This window comes from Pseudomonas sp. BF-RE-22, from assembly GCF_019956155.1.
Lineage (GTDB): Bacteria > Pseudomonadota > Gammaproteobacteria > Pseudomonadales > Pseudomonadaceae > Aquipseudomonas > Aquipseudomonas migulae.
This window is the reverse complement of the sequence record NZ_JAHBDD010000013.1, coordinates 23,157-39,405: the sequence shown is the minus strand read 5'-3', so window position 1 is coordinate 39,405 and position 16,249 is coordinate 23,157. Positions and strand designations below refer to the sequence as shown.

General features: G+C 59.1%; 13 protein-coding genes. 11 read left to right on the top strand and 2 right to left on the bottom strand.

All coding sequences use genetic code 11. The features are described from left to right. Positions 1-25 precede the first annotated feature (25 nt). Entirely contained in the window at positions 26-3,322 is a 3,297-nt protein-coding gene (locus KGA82_RS09560) for a hypothetical protein (protein WP_223450225.1), read from the bottom strand. A 258-nt stretch (positions 3,323-3,580) separates the two neighbouring features. On the opposite strand from KGA82_RS09560, the gene KGA82_RS09555 reads away from it, so the two are divergent. Further along, positions 3,581-4,006, top strand: coding sequence for a YciI family protein (locus KGA82_RS09555; protein ID WP_223450224.1), 426 nt, complete (start codon positions 3,581-3,583; stop codon positions 4,004-4,006). Positions 4,007-4,106: 100 nt separating this feature from the next. Here the strand turns inward: KGA82_RS09555 and KGA82_RS09550 are convergent, their stop codons facing one another. Continuing rightward, complete coding sequence (locus KGA82_RS09550) at positions 4,107-5,075, bottom strand: hypothetical protein (RefSeq protein ID WP_223450223.1); 969 nt, start codon at positions 5,073-5,075, stop codon at positions 4,107-4,109. A gap of 343 nt (positions 5,076-5,418) precedes the next feature. On the opposite strand from KGA82_RS09550, the gene KGA82_RS09545 reads away from it, so the two are divergent. The 10 genes from KGA82_RS09545 to KGA82_RS09500 all read left to right on the top strand — a co-directional run bounded on the left by KGA82_RS09545 (position 5,419) and on the right by KGA82_RS09500 (position 16,225). Further along, complete coding sequence (locus tag KGA82_RS09545; protein WP_223450222.1) at positions 5,419-6,210, top strand: hypothetical protein; 792 nt, start codon at positions 5,419-5,421, stop codon at positions 6,208-6,210. 11 nt (positions 6,211-6,221) lie between these two features. Next, positions 6,222-7,661, top strand: coding sequence for a DUF1254 domain-containing protein (locus KGA82_RS09540; RefSeq protein WP_411737479.1), 1,440 nt, complete (start codon positions 6,222-6,224; stop codon positions 7,659-7,661). 12 nt (positions 7,662-7,673) lie between these two features. Continuing rightward, complete coding sequence (locus KGA82_RS09535) at positions 7,674-8,621, top strand: transporter (RefSeq protein WP_192227274.1); 948 nt, start codon at positions 7,674-7,676, stop codon at positions 8,619-8,621. Between the two features lie 79 nt (positions 8,622-8,700). Then, positions 8,701-9,681, top strand: a complete 981-nt coding sequence (locus tag KGA82_RS09530; RefSeq protein ID WP_008036331.1) for an AAA family ATPase — start codon at positions 8,701-8,703, stop codon at positions 9,679-9,681. Then, positions 9,681-10,628, top strand: a complete 948-nt coding sequence (locus tag KGA82_RS09525; protein ID WP_008030187.1) for a DUF58 domain-containing protein — start codon at positions 9,681-9,683, stop codon at positions 10,626-10,628. The genes KGA82_RS09530 and KGA82_RS09525 overlap by 1 nt, the downstream gene beginning before the upstream one ends. Continuing rightward, the gene (locus KGA82_RS09520; protein WP_223450221.1) at positions 10,625-11,215 is read left to right on the top strand and encodes a DUF4381 domain-containing protein; all 591 of its coding nucleotides are present in this window, start codon (positions 10,625-10,627) and stop codon (positions 11,213-11,215) included. Before KGA82_RS09525 ends, KGA82_RS09520 begins: the two co-directional genes overlap by 4 nt. Further along, positions 11,202-12,194, top strand: coding sequence for a vWA domain-containing protein (locus tag KGA82_RS09515; protein ID WP_192227277.1), 993 nt, complete (start codon positions 11,202-11,204; stop codon positions 12,192-12,194). Before KGA82_RS09520 ends, KGA82_RS09515 begins: the two co-directional genes overlap by 14 nt. Position 12,195: 1 nt before the next feature. Further along, entirely contained in the window at positions 12,196-13,776 is a 1,581-nt protein-coding gene (locus tag KGA82_RS09510) for a VWA domain-containing protein (RefSeq protein ID WP_223450220.1), read from the top strand. Continuing rightward, positions 13,773-15,203: a hypothetical protein gene (locus KGA82_RS09505; RefSeq protein WP_223450219.1), complete on the top strand. Its 1,431-nt coding sequence runs from the start codon at positions 13,773-13,775 to the stop codon at positions 15,201-15,203. The genes KGA82_RS09510 and KGA82_RS09505 overlap by 4 nt, the downstream gene beginning before the upstream one ends. Beyond that, a complete protein-coding gene (locus tag KGA82_RS09500; protein WP_223416652.1) occupies positions 15,200-16,225 on the top strand; it encodes an HAD family hydrolase in 1,026 nt (341 codons plus the stop codon). Before KGA82_RS09505 ends, KGA82_RS09500 begins: the two co-directional genes overlap by 4 nt. Positions 16,226-16,249: the final 24 nt, after the last annotated feature.

The window sequence follows — 16,249 nt, the reverse complement described above, 5'->3', positions numbered from 1 at the left end:
GATACATAATATTTCACTACTCTAATCACTGTTCCAGATCAGCATCCAGCACCATCATTGGTATATTTACCGAGGGCAAACCTTTAACCAACAATCCGAGATTAAACGCCGGGTTGGAAATGGCGCCATTCCTCACTACCCTTACATTTATTTTCGTACCGCCTGCGCTGGGTGGCTTAATGGTGAGCCAATCGCCAGCCTGGGGAAGTATCTGTACTGAATACCCGACAGTTGACGGAGCCGAGAAAGAACACTGCCAACCCACAAGAACACTGTCCTCTGTTCTCGGCACCACAATCAACTCATGCAACTTGTTAAGTTGCAGGTATGCAGGAACACCGCCATGCTCAACACCTTCAAACAGCACCTTGAGACCCTCATTACTCGGACTTAAATATTTGAAATCCCACGAATTAGTTTCCGCTCCGCCATAGTCAAGGCAAAGCCGATGCACCTTATTTGAGTCCGCATGCTCTTTACCTTGAAACTCAACGACACCAAAATCGTTTATCTTTACGGGATTTGGAACAATATCCATTGACGAGTTCTGCCCGTCGACCCATTTGAATGACACTGTTCTCCCTTTAACAGGACTATCAGCCTTGGCAACAAATGTCAGTCGAGCCTTTGGCGACGTGAGCATTACCCCATCGCCATACAAATCGACAGAAGTGTCCGGACTACCATCAACCGACAGGGTAATAGCACTCAACTCATCGGAAAGGTTTGCCGATAAAACAGCAACCGGCTCCATAACCAGCTTCGCATCCTGCCCATAACCAACTTCCGCAATGAATGTACCGCTTCGGCTAACAGGGCCGGTAAACGCCCATTCATACACGGTGGTCGGCTGGCCAAATGCAGGCCGGCAAGTCACATCACTCACAGGCAGCGTGCCACCCGCATGCTTCATCGCCAGAGGTTTACCGGCAATGGGGCTGGTTGCCTTGGGCACCAATGAAAACGTTCCCGGCTGGCCTCGCAACAGCGCAACCCCTTGAGCCGGCAGCGGCTTGCCGGCAAACAGGAGGTCGGCTTCATCGCGCAGGTTGGCCGACAGCACGGTACTGAGCGCGAGCGTGGTCAACGTAACGCCGCTCGGACCGGCCACTGTAAAGTGGAAGGTGCCGCTTTTAGTCGCGGGGGCCGTGATGCGCCAGCTATGAGGCTTGGTCGCCTGATCCAGTGCCGGTACGCATTGGAAGTCCCCTGCGACCAAACCGGTGCCACTGCCCCATCGCAAGCTCATCAGCAAATCGGCCACCGGACTGCCGGCTTTCGGCTCCAGGGCCAATGTACGCGGTTTGCCCCGGATGAACACTTTGCCTTCGGCCGGGATGACGGCACCATCAAGCTTGACGGTCACGTCGTCCTCAAGGTTGCGCGACAACAACATGCAAACGGCCAGTTGCCCCAGCGTCGCGCCACCCGGGCCGACCAGTTTCAACTGGAACGTACCGCTCTTGGTGGCGGAACCGGTAATTTGCCAACTATTGAGTTTTGTGGCCAGGTCAAGCGCCGGGGTGCACGTCAGATCTGCTTTGACCAATCCCGTGCCGGCATGCCATTGCAGGCTTTTCATCAAGTTGGCGACCGGGCTGCCCGCGTTCGGCACAAGGGTCAAGGTTCTTGCAACGCCTCTGGTGAAAACCGCACTTTCCGACAGTTCCACACCGTCGACCAAGAACGCGCCCTCATCAGCAAAGTTTTTCGACAGCAATACACACTCTGGCAATTCAATGGGCGTAGTCATGCCCTCGCCAACCAACTCGAACTGGAACGTGCCGCTCTTGTCTGCGGGGCCGGTGATACTCCAGCTGTGGTCTGCGGTGTAGGTGTCGAGGGCAGGTTCGCAATTAAATTCTTCGGCCTGCAGCCCTTCCCCTTTGATCCATCGCAACTTCAGAGGCAGACGGCCCAGTGGACTGCCCGATTTGGCAACCACTGTCAGCGTTTGTGCCTCGCTCCTGAAGAAGACCTGCCCTTCTGTCGGGATTTCTACGCCGCCGATCCGCACATCGGCTTCGTCATTCAGATCAGTCGACAACAAGGCGTTGAGTGCCAGCGTGAGCGGCACGGCAATGCCCTGACACGTGAATATCAGCTGGAAAGTACCGCTCTTGTTAGACCCGGTGACGCTCCAGCGATGATCTGGCGTTGAAACGCCAAAACCAGGGCTGGATACCAAATCTGGTTCATCGAGACCACTGGTGATCACGCCTGTCAGTGTCACCCCAAGGCCATCTGTTACCGAACTGCCCTCCTTGGGCTCCAACGTAATAACGCCGGGCCGACCGCGGAAGAAAAAGTTGACGCCCGACGTGACAGGTTTACCGTCAATCCAGACCTCCACTTCATCAGCGAGATCGCCTGCAAGCACCCGTCCGTCGTGCTCCCAAGGCTGAGTCACTTCCTGGCTATAGATGACTAACCTGACTCGACCACTCTTCTGCTCGTTCGAGGTGAGGGTCCATTTGAACTCTCCGGACACTGGATCCGGCTCCTGCCATACAGTGTCTGCAGGCACGGCAACAATGTTCAGCCCTTCTTCATTAATCAGCGCCAGCCTGAGTGTTTTTGCGATTGCCGGCTCGACTTTCACTGTCACTTCATTCGCTTGCCCACGACGCAATAGAACGGGTGAACGCCACGTCACGGGTACTCCGTTGACTTTCAGCTCCGCTTGTTGCCAGGGACTCTCGGCATACACCGTGATTGTAAAACTGTGTTCGGTCCACGTGTCGTTATAGGGGCTGAACACCTTGGCCGTAATCGACTGTTCGCCGTCCGCTGTGAAGGTGTGACTGAACGTGCTCCAGCCCAAGTTATTGGTTTCTTTGCGGCCTGCGGGTTGCCCATTCACGAGCCACTCAACATCGATGTCTTTCAGTAGTTTTTGGGTGTAGGCAGACACGACCTGGACCTCGGCAGTGACTTCTTCACCGATCAGTGGCGCGCCGATCGGATTGCGTTTGCCCTGGAATTCACGCAGGTAATGCCCCAACTTCACCGGAATACTGTAGGGCTCGGCGGTAAACTCGGTCTGTAACCGACAATCGAAGGAGCACACTTCGCCGTCGTCCGGGCAATTGATCTTCCACTCACATCCCTGCTCCAAAAACGTCTGGTACTCGCCGGACGCGGGGACTGCCTGGAACGGAAGGGTTTGCCCGGCAGCGGGATTTACGCTGACGCCGTGTCCGACCCACGGGCTGCTGGCTTCGCCGACTGCGGTGAGCGTATGCCCGCGTTGGCCTGAAGCCCCGTAACAAAAATAAACGGGAGAAATTTCGGTAGCTCCGATTTTAAGGTTCGAGGTCATGACGCGTTTCCGGTAGTTGGAAGTGGACAAAAAAACTGGCCACTCGACTATCGAGAAAAAAAGCAGCTGCGGGTACTGTCAGAAATGACAGTGAACAAGATCCATTCACAATAAATGCGCGAGAAAAACCGTTGTCTTGGAATAAGGGATTGAGCCGCGTTGTTCCGATGACGCGCGATACTTTGGGAAGCACTGTCGATTTAAACGTCGGCCAATCGACCATGCTGTGAATTTCTCACATCCATTGGAGACAACCCCATGCGATTCATGATCATTGTCAAAGCCAGCCTCGACTCCGAGGCTGGCGTCATGCCCAGCGAAGAACTGTTGACCGCGATGGGCAACTACAACGAGGAGCTGATCAAGGCCGGGATCATGCTGGCCGGAGAAGGCCTGCACCCCAGCAGTAAAGGCGCGCGCGTGCGTTTTTCCGGCGACAAGCGCACGGTAATTGACGGCCCGTTTATCGAGACCAAGGAATTGATCGCCGGCTACTGGCTGTGGCAAGTGAAGTCGAAAGAGGAAGCGATCGAATGGGTCAAGCGCTGCCCCAACCCGATGCCGGGTACCGAAGCTGAAATCGAGATCCGCCAGGTGTTCGAGGCGGAGGATTTTGGGGCCGAGTTCACACCGGAACTGCGGGAGCAGGAGGAGCGGCAGCGTGAGCAGATGAACAAGCGCTGAGCCTCCACCATAGCGCCACGATCACGTCCTGGTCCTGTGCCATTGAACGGACGTGATCGAGAGCTCGACGTTCACCCGTTTAACCTGATACTTATCAGGGCTAAACGATATTAATGGTTCTTGGAGAACTAGGTTTTCCGCGAACAAAGGTATAGGCAGTAATCACACCGACCAATTCCCCCTGTTTAAACTGTAGAGAGCTGAATGCTTTTTCACCGGTGTATTCAAGTTTCAGACGACTACCGTCTGCCCTTAGCCACTCAACCTTGACCCCCTTTTTCAACTCAAACCCCTTCATGGATCTCGTCGTTAATGTTTTTGAATTTCCAAGCGTCTGCAGAATAATGGTTGTCAGTATGACACCACGGTCTTGATAGCCCACGTCCACTGGCAACTGAATAAATTCTTGCGGACTACTCTCCAGACTCAATTTGATTGACAAGTTTCCATCCGTTTCGTCACCGCAATCCAGGCTCCAACGAGCAACGGGGTCAAGTGCTTGAGATCCTTGTGGCGGTTCAAACACTGGCCCCAGGTTCGGGGGGGTCACTGCATCCGATGACAATACAATGTTCTGCCCTATTAGCGGGCTACCAGGAAGAGGTTCCACCTCAATTAAATTACTGCTATTTCTCACCGCATAAACAACATCGTCAGACTTTATCTCTGCGCCATTAACCCGGATGACTAATTGTTCAATTGGTTTGGGCGACATCACCTGACAGGGGATTTCCAATGGCATAATCAACTGCCGGCTCATTAGGACGAACGCAAAAGCACCGCTCTTCCCAACCTCCGGATTGATCTTATAACTTAATTTTCCGTCGACCAGCTTGTGCCAGAGCTCCAATGCCGGCTCCACCAGGAGTTCAACACCCTCTTTATTATCAACGACCGCCAGATAAATTTCTTCAGCAACTTCCGGTGCAGCTTCTATTTCGAAAGTGCTGTCTTCTCCATAAAGCAGGGCGATTGTCTCGTTCGGCAATACCGGCTTGCCATTGAAGAGTATCGTGGCTTCGTCCCAGGAACGATCGGGGGCTGATTTTTTATTGGGCTGGTTCATCATGGTGTGTTCTCGATAATCGTCGGTGATTGAAAACTGGGCATTTAACTATCAGCGAAAAACACGCCGCCGATAACTGTCACAAATCACAGGTCGCAAAGACTGATCGGCAATATGCCGGCTGCTTTTTATTCGAATACGGAATGCCATCCCACGTTTTGTTTGAAGCGCTTGATTATCATCAACAACCACTTCACAGGCAGAGAAGTGCGCCCTTCGACTGGATTACCCGCCGACAACTGCTAACGTCATCAGACATGTCCTACAGGCTTGATAGGAAAGAGATTACGCATAACGGCCGCCAAGTGCCGAGTAGACCAATGAGCCACCAAGGAACCGGGGAATCATGTCGAACACTCCAGGAGCGAGCGCCCTTTTGTTGGCGGCTTCAATAACGTCCGCCGTGTGTGCCCAGGCGGACAACGCTGACACGGCCAACAAAAGTAACAACCCGTTGAACCTCGCACCGGGGATGAACCTGCAGGACTACTACACCCCGAAGTACTACGACTCGAATATCCACACCAACGATTTGCTGGTGCGCGGGACACTGCCGATTGCGCCCAACGACTTCATCGGCGTCCCGCAATTGCTGCGCGCCACCGCACCGATCAGCACCCGTCCCGATCCGCACGGTGGCTACAGCACCGGCGAAGGCGATCTGAACCTGTTTGATATCTTCCTGCTCAAGACCGAAGGCGTGCAGTTGGGCATTGGCCCGATGATCACCGCGCCCTACGCCGATCGGGACGAGCTCGGCACCGGCAAATGGCAAGCGGGGCTGGCGGCCATTGCGATTGATTCATCGCCCCGTGGCTTGCTTGGTGCGTTGGTGCAATACCAGAGCTCTTTTGCCGGCGACAGCGACCGCCCGCATGTCGAATCGGCCACCCTGCAGCCGTTTGTCATTCACAACCTCGATAGAGGCTGGTACCTGCGCTCCACCGCCATCTGGACCTTCGACCTGAAAAACGACACCCATTACATCCCCCTCGGTCTGGGTGCCGGCAAGGTCTGGAAATCCGGGTCCAATATTCTCAATGCCTTCATCGAGCCGCAGTGGACCATCGAGCGCAAGGGCGATGGCTTGCCGCAGTTCACGCTGTTCGCGGGGATCAACGTCACCTTCGGCAAATAAGGACCTTATTTATGCACGGTGCAATTCGCGCGGCCGGTTACAGCCTGATGAGCATGTTTGTCAGTTGCGGCGTTGGCGCTCAAGACGTCAGCGTCAGTCAAAAGACCGGATTCACCGCCAGCCCGGAAGAAGCGCGGGCCATTGCCAAGGAAGCTTATTTGTACGGCTACCCGGTGGTGGAAATGTACAAGACCCTTTACACCCAGGCGGTCGACAAGAAGAGCCCGAACTTCAAGGCACCGCTCAATCAGATCGGCAATACCGCGCAGGCATTCACCGCCAAGGACACGGCCTTCGTCACGCCCAACGCCGACACGCCCTACTCGTTCATCTGGATGGACCTGCGCGCCGAGCCGGTGGTGCTGACCCTGCCGCCCATCGAAGAACACCGTTACTACTCGGTGCAACTGATCGACGCCTATACGCAGAATTTTGCGTATCTGGGCACCCGCAGCACGGGCAACGCCGGCGGGCATTTCATGATCGCCGGGCCGAACTGGCAAGGTCAGCAACCGGTTGAAATCGATCGTCTGCTACGCAGTGAAACCAACATCGCCTACGCGCTGTATCGCACGCAGTTGTTCGACGAAAAAGACCTGGGCAAGGTCAAGAGCATCCAGAAGGGCTACACGATCGAGCCGCTGAGCCACTACGTCAAACAGAAGGCCCCGCCTGCCGCGCCGAAGGTCGTCTGGCCCAAGCCCACGCCGACCATGAGCGAAACCCCGGAGCTGTTCGGCTACCTGAATTTCATGCTGTCGTTTGCCCCGCCCCAGGACGCGGAAAAAGACTTGCTCGCGCGTTTCGCCAAAATCGGCATCGGAGCCGGCAAGCCGTTCAAACCCAACGAGCTGCCTGCCAGTCAGCGCAAAGCCCTGGAAGACGGCATCGCCGACGCCAAGGCCGAATTCGCACAGTTTAAAAAGGACAAGGTCGACAGCCATCAGGTCAGCAGCGGCGATTTGTTCGGCACCCGTGACCACCTCAACGGTAACTACCTGTACCGCTACGCCGGCGCCAACATGGGGATCTTCGGCAACTCTGCCGAGGAGGCGAATTACATCGGCTATTTCGTCGATAAGGACGGCCAGCCGGTCGACGCCTCGAAACACGATTACACGCTGCATTTCGACAAGGGCGCCCTGCCCCCGGCCGACGCGTTCTGGTCGCTGACGATGTACGACGGCAAGAACAAATTGCTGGTCGCCAACCCGTTGAATCGTTACCTGATCAACTCGCGAATGCTGCCGGATCTCAAGCTGGATGCCGACGGCGGCCTGACCCTTTACGTGCAGCACAAAGCCCCGGCCAAGGACCTGCAAAGTAATTGGCTGCCAGCGCCGAACGGGCCTTTCTACGGTGTCCTGCGCCTGTACCTGCCAAGACCGGAAGTCTCCAGCGGCGAGTGGAAAATGCCCTCGTTGACGCCAGTCATCCCACAAAATCAATAAGCGGAGCCAGCCATGGTCAGGTCTTTTGTGGTACGTCCTTTGTTGGCCCTCTGCGTGGTCGGCAGCAGCCCGCTGGCACTGGCGGCAGAAGGCGGTGGCGGCCGGCCGATGACCGGCTTGCAGGTGTTTTCCAATGCCGGGATCGTGCCACCGGAACCCGGCTGGGTGATGTCGCTGAGCAGTTTCTGGTACGACGGCGAGCTCAAGGGCAACGTGCAAGTGCCTATCGTTGGCGCATTGAGTGCCGGGCTTGAGCTGCAAGTGTCTTACACCATGGCCAACTTCACCCATGTCTGGGATACCGGCAAGGGTCGCTGGAACTACGCGTCGGCGATTGGCGTGCCGGTGCAGTACACCGACATTACCGCGAGCGTCACCGGGCCTCGTGGCCGGACGCTGGGAACGGAAGATACCGGCACCCAGTTCGCCGACCTGCTGGTGACGCCCATCGCTGCCGGCTACCACTTCGACGAGGTCAACCACCTCTCGTTGTCCTTGCCGATCTACCTGCCGACCGGCGCTTACAACGATGATCGCCTGGCCAACGCCGGGCAGAACAACTACACCTTCATGCCCACCGTGGCCTTCACTCACCTCGACGGCAAGGGCGGCGAGTTCACCTTGTCCGGGGGGCTTGAGTTCTACACCGAAAACGACGCCACGGACTACAAAAACGGCAACCTCTTCACCCTCGATGCGCTATGGACCCACGGCTTCGGCAACGGCTGGAACGCCGGCATGGCCGCGGGCTACATCCAGCAGCTCACCGACGACTCCGGGTCAGGCGCCAACAGCGGCTTTCGCGGACGCTCGGTGGGCGCCGGTCCGACGGTGGGCTGGGCCGGAAAATTCGCCGACGCCCAGGCCAGCGTCAACGCTCGCTGGATCCCGGAGTTCGACACCAAGAACCGGCCTGAAGGCAACGGATTCAGCGTCAACCTGACTTTGGCGTTCTTCTAGAAGTGAACAGGGATCGCCAGTTTTATCGATCAACCTGCCAACGCCTTTGGCGACTTGAATCTTGAATAAAGGCCCCTCAATGACCGCACTCAACGACCTTAACGCTCTGCAAGCCAGCATCGCCGAAGCGGTGCTGGGCCAGGATCAAGTGATCCGGCAGATTCTGCTGGGCCTCCTCGCTAACGGCCATTTGCTCCTGGAAAGCTTGCCCGGGCTGGCCAAGACCCGCACGGTGAAAGCGCTGGCCAAACACCTGGACGCGAAGATGAGCCGCATCCAGTTCACCCCTGATCTTCTGCCGTCGGACATCACCGGGGCCGAAGTGCTGCACCAGATCGATGGCAAGAACGAGATCCGGTTCCAGCCCGGTCCACTGTTCGGCAACCTGATTCTGGCTGACGAAATCAACCGCGCACCGGCCAAGGTCCAGGCGGCCCTGCTGGAAGCGATGGAAGAACGGCAAATCACCGTGGCCGGCAACAGCCATGGGCTGCCGGAGTTGTTCATCGTGGTCGCCACCCAAAACCCCATCGAACAGGAAGGCACTTACCCGCTGCCGGAAGCGCAGATGGACCGTTTTCTGATGAAGGTACTGCTCGATTACCCGAGCGCGGAAAACGAGAGCCAAGTGCTGCGGCTGCTACGTGAAGAGGAGTTTGCGACAGGCGCCAAGACCGCGCCGGTGCAGGGTTTCGCGCTGTCGCAGGACGTGATTTTCGCTGCACGCCGGGAAGTCAGCGCAATCCATGTGTCCCCGGCCATCGATCGTTACCTGATCGACCTGATCAACGCCACCCGCCATCCGACGGATTACGACGCGGACCTGGGCCGCTGGATCGCCATCGGCGCCAGCCCGCGCGGCGGCATCGGCCTGGACCGTTGCGCCCGCGCCGATGCCTGGTTGCAGGGGCAGGATTTTGTCTCGCCGGACAACGTGCGCGCCGTGGTGCATCCGGTGCTGCGGCATCGTTTGCAGCTGAGTTATGACGCGGTCGCTGATGGCGTCACGGCCGATCAGGTGCTGGATCGCCTGCTCGATAACGTTGCGATTCCTGCCTGATGTTGAAAATAAAAAGTGTCGACGGTCTGGTCTATGTCTCTCTGGCGCAATTGATGGCGCTGGAATTCAAGGCCCGTGACCTGAGTTTCCTCGCACGCCAGCCACAAGGCAGCATCCTCGCCGGCAACCACGCTTCACGGCTGCGGGGGCGCGGGCTGAATTTCGATGAACTGCGCCGCTATCAACCGGGGGACGACTTGCGCCACCTCGATTGGCGCGCCTCGCTGCGCACCGGCAAACCGGTGGTGCGCACGTTCACCGAAGAGCGCGATCGCCCGGCGTTGATCCTCGTGGACCAGCGCATGTCGATGTTTTTCGGCTCGCAACGCAGTTTCAAATCCGCGGTTGCCGCCGAACTCGGCGCACTGGCGGCGTGGATGGTGTTCAACGCGGGCGACCGGGTTGGAGGGTTGGTATTCAACGACTCACGGATCGACGCGATTGCCCCGCTGCGCAGCCGCAAACGGATCGAAGCGCTGTGCAGTCGCATCGTCCAGCAGAATCAGGCATTGAGCGCGGCCAACCCGGACGCCGAGGGCGAGGATCAGCTCGATAAAGTCCTGCAACAGTGCCTGGCTGTGGCCGGTCACGATCACCTGATCTGCATCGTCAGCGACTTTGCCGGTGCGGGCGAACGCACCTTGCAACTGATGCGGCAACTGGCGGCGCACAACGATGTGATTGCCATGCAGGTGTACGACCCGCTGGCGTTGAACCTGCCGAAAAACGGCCGCTTGCTGATTACTCAAGGTCAGTTGCAAGTCGAGCTGGCGGTCGAGCAACGCAGTGTTCATCAGCCGCTGGGGGATTTTCTCAGCGGTCGGCTCAAGGACGTCGCCACGCTGCTGCGACGCAGTCAGGTGCCGTTGATGATGTTCAGTACGGCGACCGAGGCGCAGGCACAACTGCGCGCGGAACTGGGCAAACTCGGCGGGGGGCGGCGATGAATCCCAACGTGCCGAGCATTGAGCAACTCAAGGAAATGGCCCTGCCGGCGCCCGTCAGTTACGCGCCGCAGACGTGGGGCTGGTGGGTGTTGCTGGCGGTGTTGATGGCTGCTGTGTTGCTGGTGGGTGCGCGGCGGTATTGGCAGTGGCGGCGGGATCGGTATCGGCGCGAGGCATTGGTGCGGCTGGCTGAACTGCAAAGCAGCGATGATCAAATCAGCGCCCTGCGCGAACTCCCCGAACTGCTCAAACGTGTAGCCCTGTCGATGCCAGATCCCGTAGGAGCGAGGCTTGCCCGCGAACCAGGCCCCACGGTATCCCAGACAAACCGTGTAATCGTTCTTCGCGGGCAAGTCGGATCGCCGCACCGCTCGCTCCTACAAGGTCCTGCGGCGCTAGGTAATGAGCGTTGGCAGGCATTTCTGGCGCAGCACAGTGCGCAGCCGTTGCCGGCGGATTTCAGCCGGCAATTGGCGTTGCTGGCCTATGCGCCGGATGCAACATTGCTGGCGTTGCCCAATGATCAGCGTCAGCAGCTGTTCGACACCTGCAAACACTGGGTGGAGTCGCACCATGTGGCAGCTTGATTACCCCTGGCTGTTACTGCTGCTGCCGTTGCCCTGGTTGGGTTACCGCTACCTGCCCGATTACCGCGAAGCCCGCAGCGCCGTGCGGGTGCCGTTTTTTGGCGCCATGAGCCGCGCGGTCGGACAGGCGCCAAGCGCCGCCGGCACACGCAACAATCGCTGGCAATTGCTCCTGAACCTGCTGGTCTGGGCGCTGTTGCTGCTCGCGGCCGCACGGCCGGTGTTCGTGGAAAAACCCATCGAACGCCAGCAACCGGTGCGTGATCTGATGCTGGCCATCGACATCTCCCAGTCAATGGAAACCACTGATTTCACCGATGCCAACGGGCAGAAAATCAATCGTCTGGCGGCGGTCAAGGACGTGGTCCACGGTTTTATCGACAAGCGTAAAGAAGATCGTCTGGGCCTGATCGTGTTCGGCAGCGGCGCGTATCCGCAGGCGCCGCTGACACTGGATCACGCCAGCCTGTCGCTGTTGCTGGACGACACCGGCATCGGCATGGCCGGACCCAACACCGCCATTGGCGATGCGATTGGCCTGAGCCTGAAGTTGCTGGATCAGGCCCACGAACAGGAAAAAGTCCTGATCCTGCTCACCGACGGCAACGACACCAGCAGCGCCATCACCCCGGATCACGCGGCGTCGATGGCCGCCGCCAAAGGTGTGGTGATTCATACCATCGGCATTGGCGACCCGAGCGCCGAAGGCGAAGCCAAGGTCAACCTGCAAGGCTTGCAGCAGATTGCCGACGCCACGGGCGGCAAGTTCTTCCGCGCCGAAGACCGCACGGCGCTGGATCAGGTCTACAGCACCCTCGACACGCTGACCCCGCACCAGGTGAAAACCCTCAGCCACCAACCGAAAAGGGATCTGTTCTGGTGGCCGCTCGGCGCCGCTATCGGTTTGCTCGCGCTCTACCACCTCGGCGCCCTGCTGCGTCCGCACCTGACCCTCGCGCGTCAGCGGCAGGAGGCTTGAGATGGAGATCAACCTCAGCGACTTGCACTTCCTCCGTCCGCTGTGGCTCTTGCTCGTGCCGTTGGGTGCCTTGCTGCCGTGGCTCTGGAGGCGCAGCCGGGATGTGCAGCGGCGTTTGCGCAGCAACATTGCCGAGCACTTGCTGCCGCACTTGCTGATGACCCCGCAGGACCAACAGCGCTTGCGGCCGGTGCATCTGGTATGCGCGCTGTTGATGTTGGGCGCCCTCGCCGCTGCCGGACCGACCTGGGAGCAGGACCGGCCGGACTTTCTGGAAAATCGTGCGCCGCTGATCATTGCCACCGACCTCTCGCCCTCGATGGACGCCAGCGACGTGCCGCCCAGTCGCCTGGAAGCGGTCAAACACAAACTGCATGACCTGATCCAGCGCCGCGCCGGTGCCCGCAACGCGCTGATCGCCTACGCCGGCAGCGCGCATCTGGTGCTGCCGCCAACCGACGATCCGGCGTTGCTCGATACGTTTATCCAGGCATTGAGCAGTGACCTGATCGGCAAACCGGGGAAGGATGTCGGCGCGGTGATCGACGAGGCCAAACGCCTGTTGGCGGCGGAGAAAACGCCGGGCACGTTGTTGCTGATCACCGACGGCGCCGACACCTCGCAACTCGCCGGCCTGGGCAAGCAACTGAACGACAGCACGCTGCAAGTGTTGATCCTCGCGGTCGGTAGCGAGGATGGCGGGATCATTCGTGACGCCAATGGCCAGCCGCGCACCGACAGTAACGGCCGCCCGGCCCTTGGCAGTTTCGACCAGGCCGCGCTCAAGCAGTTGGCATCAGCCATGGCGGCGCCGCTGGGCAGCCTGACGCTCAATGACAACGATCTGGACTGGATCGAACTGCACGCCCGTCAACATTTCCAGGCGACCAGTGACGAGCAGCGTGAGTTGCATTGGAAAGACGCCGGATACTGGCTGTGCTGGCCGCTGCTGCTGATCGCATTTTTCAGCGTGCGCAAAGGCTGGAGCCTGAACTGGACGGCCGGTTTGCTGCTGGCACTGGGTATCGGTTTTCAGCCCACCAATGCCCAGGCCAACGCTTTGACCGATGCATTTTTTACCCCCGACCAGCAAGGTCGCTGGGCCTTCGAACATGAGCATTTCCCGAAGGCTGCCGCCCTGTTTGTCGATCCGTACTGGAAAGGCATCGCAGCCTATAACGCGGCGGATTTTGACCTCGCGCTGGCGAGTTTTGCGCGACTGGAAACACCCCAGGCGTATTTCTACCTGGGCAATATTTACGTGCGCCGTTTCAAGTTTGATCAGGCCATCGCGGCCTACACCCAGGCGTTGAAGCTGCAACCACAGTTCCCGGAGGCCACGGCCAATCTGGCGTTGGCCATCGCCCTGGAAAAAGACACCGAAAGCGCCAAACAGAACGCGCCTGAGGTCAAACCCGATGAAATCAAGATGGACAAGGCGCCGGGCAAGGGACAAAGCAAAGCCGTGGAGACCGAGCAGGCGACGTCGGACGCGTTGTGGTTGCAGAACCTGACGACATCACCAGCGAAATTCCTCAAGCAGAAGTTCAGCTTGCAGGATCAGGCGGGGGGCAAGCCATGAATCGAGTGATGGCCATCGCCGGCAAGCCGGCTCCTACAGAGGATTTGTGGCGATCACAAAAATTTGATTTCAATCCAATCAACTGTGGGAGCGAGCCTGCTCGCGATGGCGTCCGCTCACTCACCACAACACTTGCCGCCTTGCTCTGCTGCCTGATCACCACATCCGCCTTCGCCGCCGAACCCGAACTGCGCATCCAGACGCGCCTGCAACCCGCTGACCCGGTCATGGTCGGCAGCCTTCTGGAACTGCAACTCGACGTCCTCACCGACAGTTGGTTCACCGACGCCCCCGCCCTGCCCGACCTGAAACTGCCCGGCGCGCTGGTGCTACCGCCCGACGGCCACGCCGAGCACATCAACCAGACGCTGGACGGCAAGGCGTTCAACGGCATGCGCTACAGCTACCGGATCAGCCCGAATCAGGCCCGGGATTTTGACATTCCGGCGCTGACCGTGCAGGCCACGCCGGGCCAGGCCAGCGCCCCGTTGAGTGCGCAAAGCAAGCCGCTGCATTTCACCGCCAAGCAACCACCTGGATTCAAATCCGGCGAACCGGTACTGGTGGCGCAAGGGCTGCGTTTCACGCAAAAAGTCATCGACTCGGCAACGCCTTTGAAGGTCGGCGACAGCCTGACCCGGCAACTGACCTTACAGGCCGACAACGCAATGGCCATGTCGCTGCCTGCGCCGTCACTGGGCGATGTCAGCGGCCTGAGCCGTTACCCGAAGAACCCGCAAATCAGCAGCCTGGACGACGGCCGGGGCAACTTCACCGGCGGCCAACGCATCGACACCGTGACTTACCGTATCGACAGCGAAGGCCATCACAGCCTGCCCGCGATCGAGTTGAAATGGTGGGATGCCAGCAGCCAGCAAACCCGCACCGCGCAAGTGCCGGCAGTGAGCTTTGAGGCCATCGCCAACAGCGCTTACACGCCTGTGTTCTCGATTGCCGAAGACCTGAAACAAATGGGCGAACACAGTCGCGTGCGTTTTTCCAGGCACTGGCTGGTTGTCTTGCTGCTGCCGGCAGTGCTGCTACTGGGCTGGTTCGCAAGGCCTTTCATGCATCGCGTTTACCTGTCCGTGCGCGACCGACGCCGTGCCCGATACGCCGCGTGGCTGCAATCCGCCGACTACGCCTGGCGGCAGATTCCACGGCAAATCAACGCCACACCGGCGCAACTCAGCGCCCTGTACCTGTGGCTCAAACGCAGCCGCGGAGGCCTGAAATTGAGCGTCCTCGGACCGCGCCTGCAGGACCTGTTACGCGCCTGTTACAGCCGTCAATCGACCGAAGATCAGGCGCTGCGTCAACTCGGGCAATCCTTGTCTACGCTGCATAGTCAGGCGCGAGGCAGCAACGTCCGGACCGTTCCCGCACTGCGGCCGCTCAACCCCGTCCACGAGAAGGAATTCCCATGACGAACGCGACATCAAGCCACCATCGTTTCGGGTTGACGCTGCTCTTCGCGCTGATCCTGCCGCTGCTGGCGCACGCCAACGAGCCATTGCCGTCGTGGAATGACGGCCCGGCGAAAAAGCACATCATCGAGTTCGTCCAGACGGTCACCGACCAATCCAGCAGGGACTTCGTCAAGCCCGCTGACCGCATCGCCGTGTTCGACAACGACGGCACCTTGTGGAGCGAGCAGCCGATGTACTTCGAACTGCTGTTTGCCCTGGAAGAGGTCAAGCGCACCGCGCCGCAGCACCCGGAATGGAAAACCACCCAGCCCTTCAAGGCCGTCCTGGAAAACGATCACCAGGCACTCGCCGCCGCCGGCATGGACGGCATCATGAAGATCTTCGGCGCGACCCACACCGGCATGACCACCGAAGCCTTCGACGACTACGCCAAGACCTGGCTGAGCCAGGCCCGGCATCCGAAGACCGGCAAGCCGTACACCGAGATGATCTTCCAGCCGATGCTGGAAATGCTCGACTACCTGCGCGGCCAGGATTTCAAGACCTACATCGTCTCCGGTGGCGACACCGGGTTCATGCGCGCCTTCGCCGAGAAGGTCTACGGTATCCCGCCCGAGCAAGTGATCGGCACCACCTTCGTCACGGCGTTCCAGTTCAAGGACGGCAAAGCCTCGATCGTGCGCACGCCCAAACTGGCCCACAACGACGACGGCCCGGGCAAACCGGAAAGCATCGACGCGGTGATCGGCAAGCGGCCAATCCTGGCGTTCGGCAATTCCGACGGCGACCTGCAAATGTTGCAGTGGACTGCCGCCGGCCCCGGCAAACGATTCATGGGGTTGGTGCACCACACCGACGCCAAACGCGAATGGGCCTATGACCGCAAGTCCGATATCGGGCGCCTGGACAAAGCCCTGGACGAAGCAAAAACCCGTGGCTGGACTATCGTCGACATGGCGTCCGAATGGCGCCGGATCTATCCGTTCGAGGCAGCCGCCACTCCCGAGCAAGTGCAATAAAAAGCGTGACGCAGGACTGCAATA

Coding starts and splice junctions, on each gene's coding strand:
- KGA82_RS09560 (WP_223450225.1), bottom strand. CDS start 3,322: ATGACCTCGAACCTTAAAATCGGAGCTACCGAAATTTCTCCCGTTTAT.
- KGA82_RS09555 (WP_223450224.1), top strand. CDS start 3,581: ATGCGATTCATGATCATTGTCAAAGCCAGCCTCGACTCCGAGGCTGGC.
- KGA82_RS09550 (WP_223450223.1), bottom strand. CDS start 5,075: ATGATGAACCAGCCCAATAAAAAATCAGCCCCCGATCGTTCCTGGGAC.
- KGA82_RS09545 (WP_223450222.1), top strand. CDS start 5,419: ATGTCGAACACTCCAGGAGCGAGCGCCCTTTTGTTGGCGGCTTCAATA.
- KGA82_RS09540 (WP_411737479.1), top strand. CDS start 6,222: ATGCACGGTGCAATTCGCGCGGCCGGTTACAGCCTGATGAGCATGTTT.
- KGA82_RS09535 (WP_192227274.1), top strand. CDS start 7,674: ATGGTCAGGTCTTTTGTGGTACGTCCTTTGTTGGCCCTCTGCGTGGTC.
- KGA82_RS09530 (WP_008036331.1), top strand. CDS start 8,701: ATGACCGCACTCAACGACCTTAACGCTCTGCAAGCCAGCATCGCCGAA.
- KGA82_RS09525 (WP_008030187.1), top strand. CDS start 9,681: ATGTTGAAAATAAAAAGTGTCGACGGTCTGGTCTATGTCTCTCTGGCG.
- KGA82_RS09520 (WP_223450221.1), top strand. CDS start 10,625: ATGAATCCCAACGTGCCGAGCATTGAGCAACTCAAGGAAATGGCCCTG.
- KGA82_RS09515 (WP_192227277.1), top strand. CDS start 11,202: ATGTGGCAGCTTGATTACCCCTGGCTGTTACTGCTGCTGCCGTTGCCC.
- KGA82_RS09510 (WP_223450220.1), top strand. CDS start 12,196: ATGGAGATCAACCTCAGCGACTTGCACTTCCTCCGTCCGCTGTGGCTC.
- KGA82_RS09505 (WP_223450219.1), top strand. CDS start 13,773: ATGAATCGAGTGATGGCCATCGCCGGCAAGCCGGCTCCTACAGAGGAT.
- KGA82_RS09500 (WP_223416652.1), top strand. CDS start 15,200: ATGACGAACGCGACATCAAGCCACCATCGTTTCGGGTTGACGCTGCTC.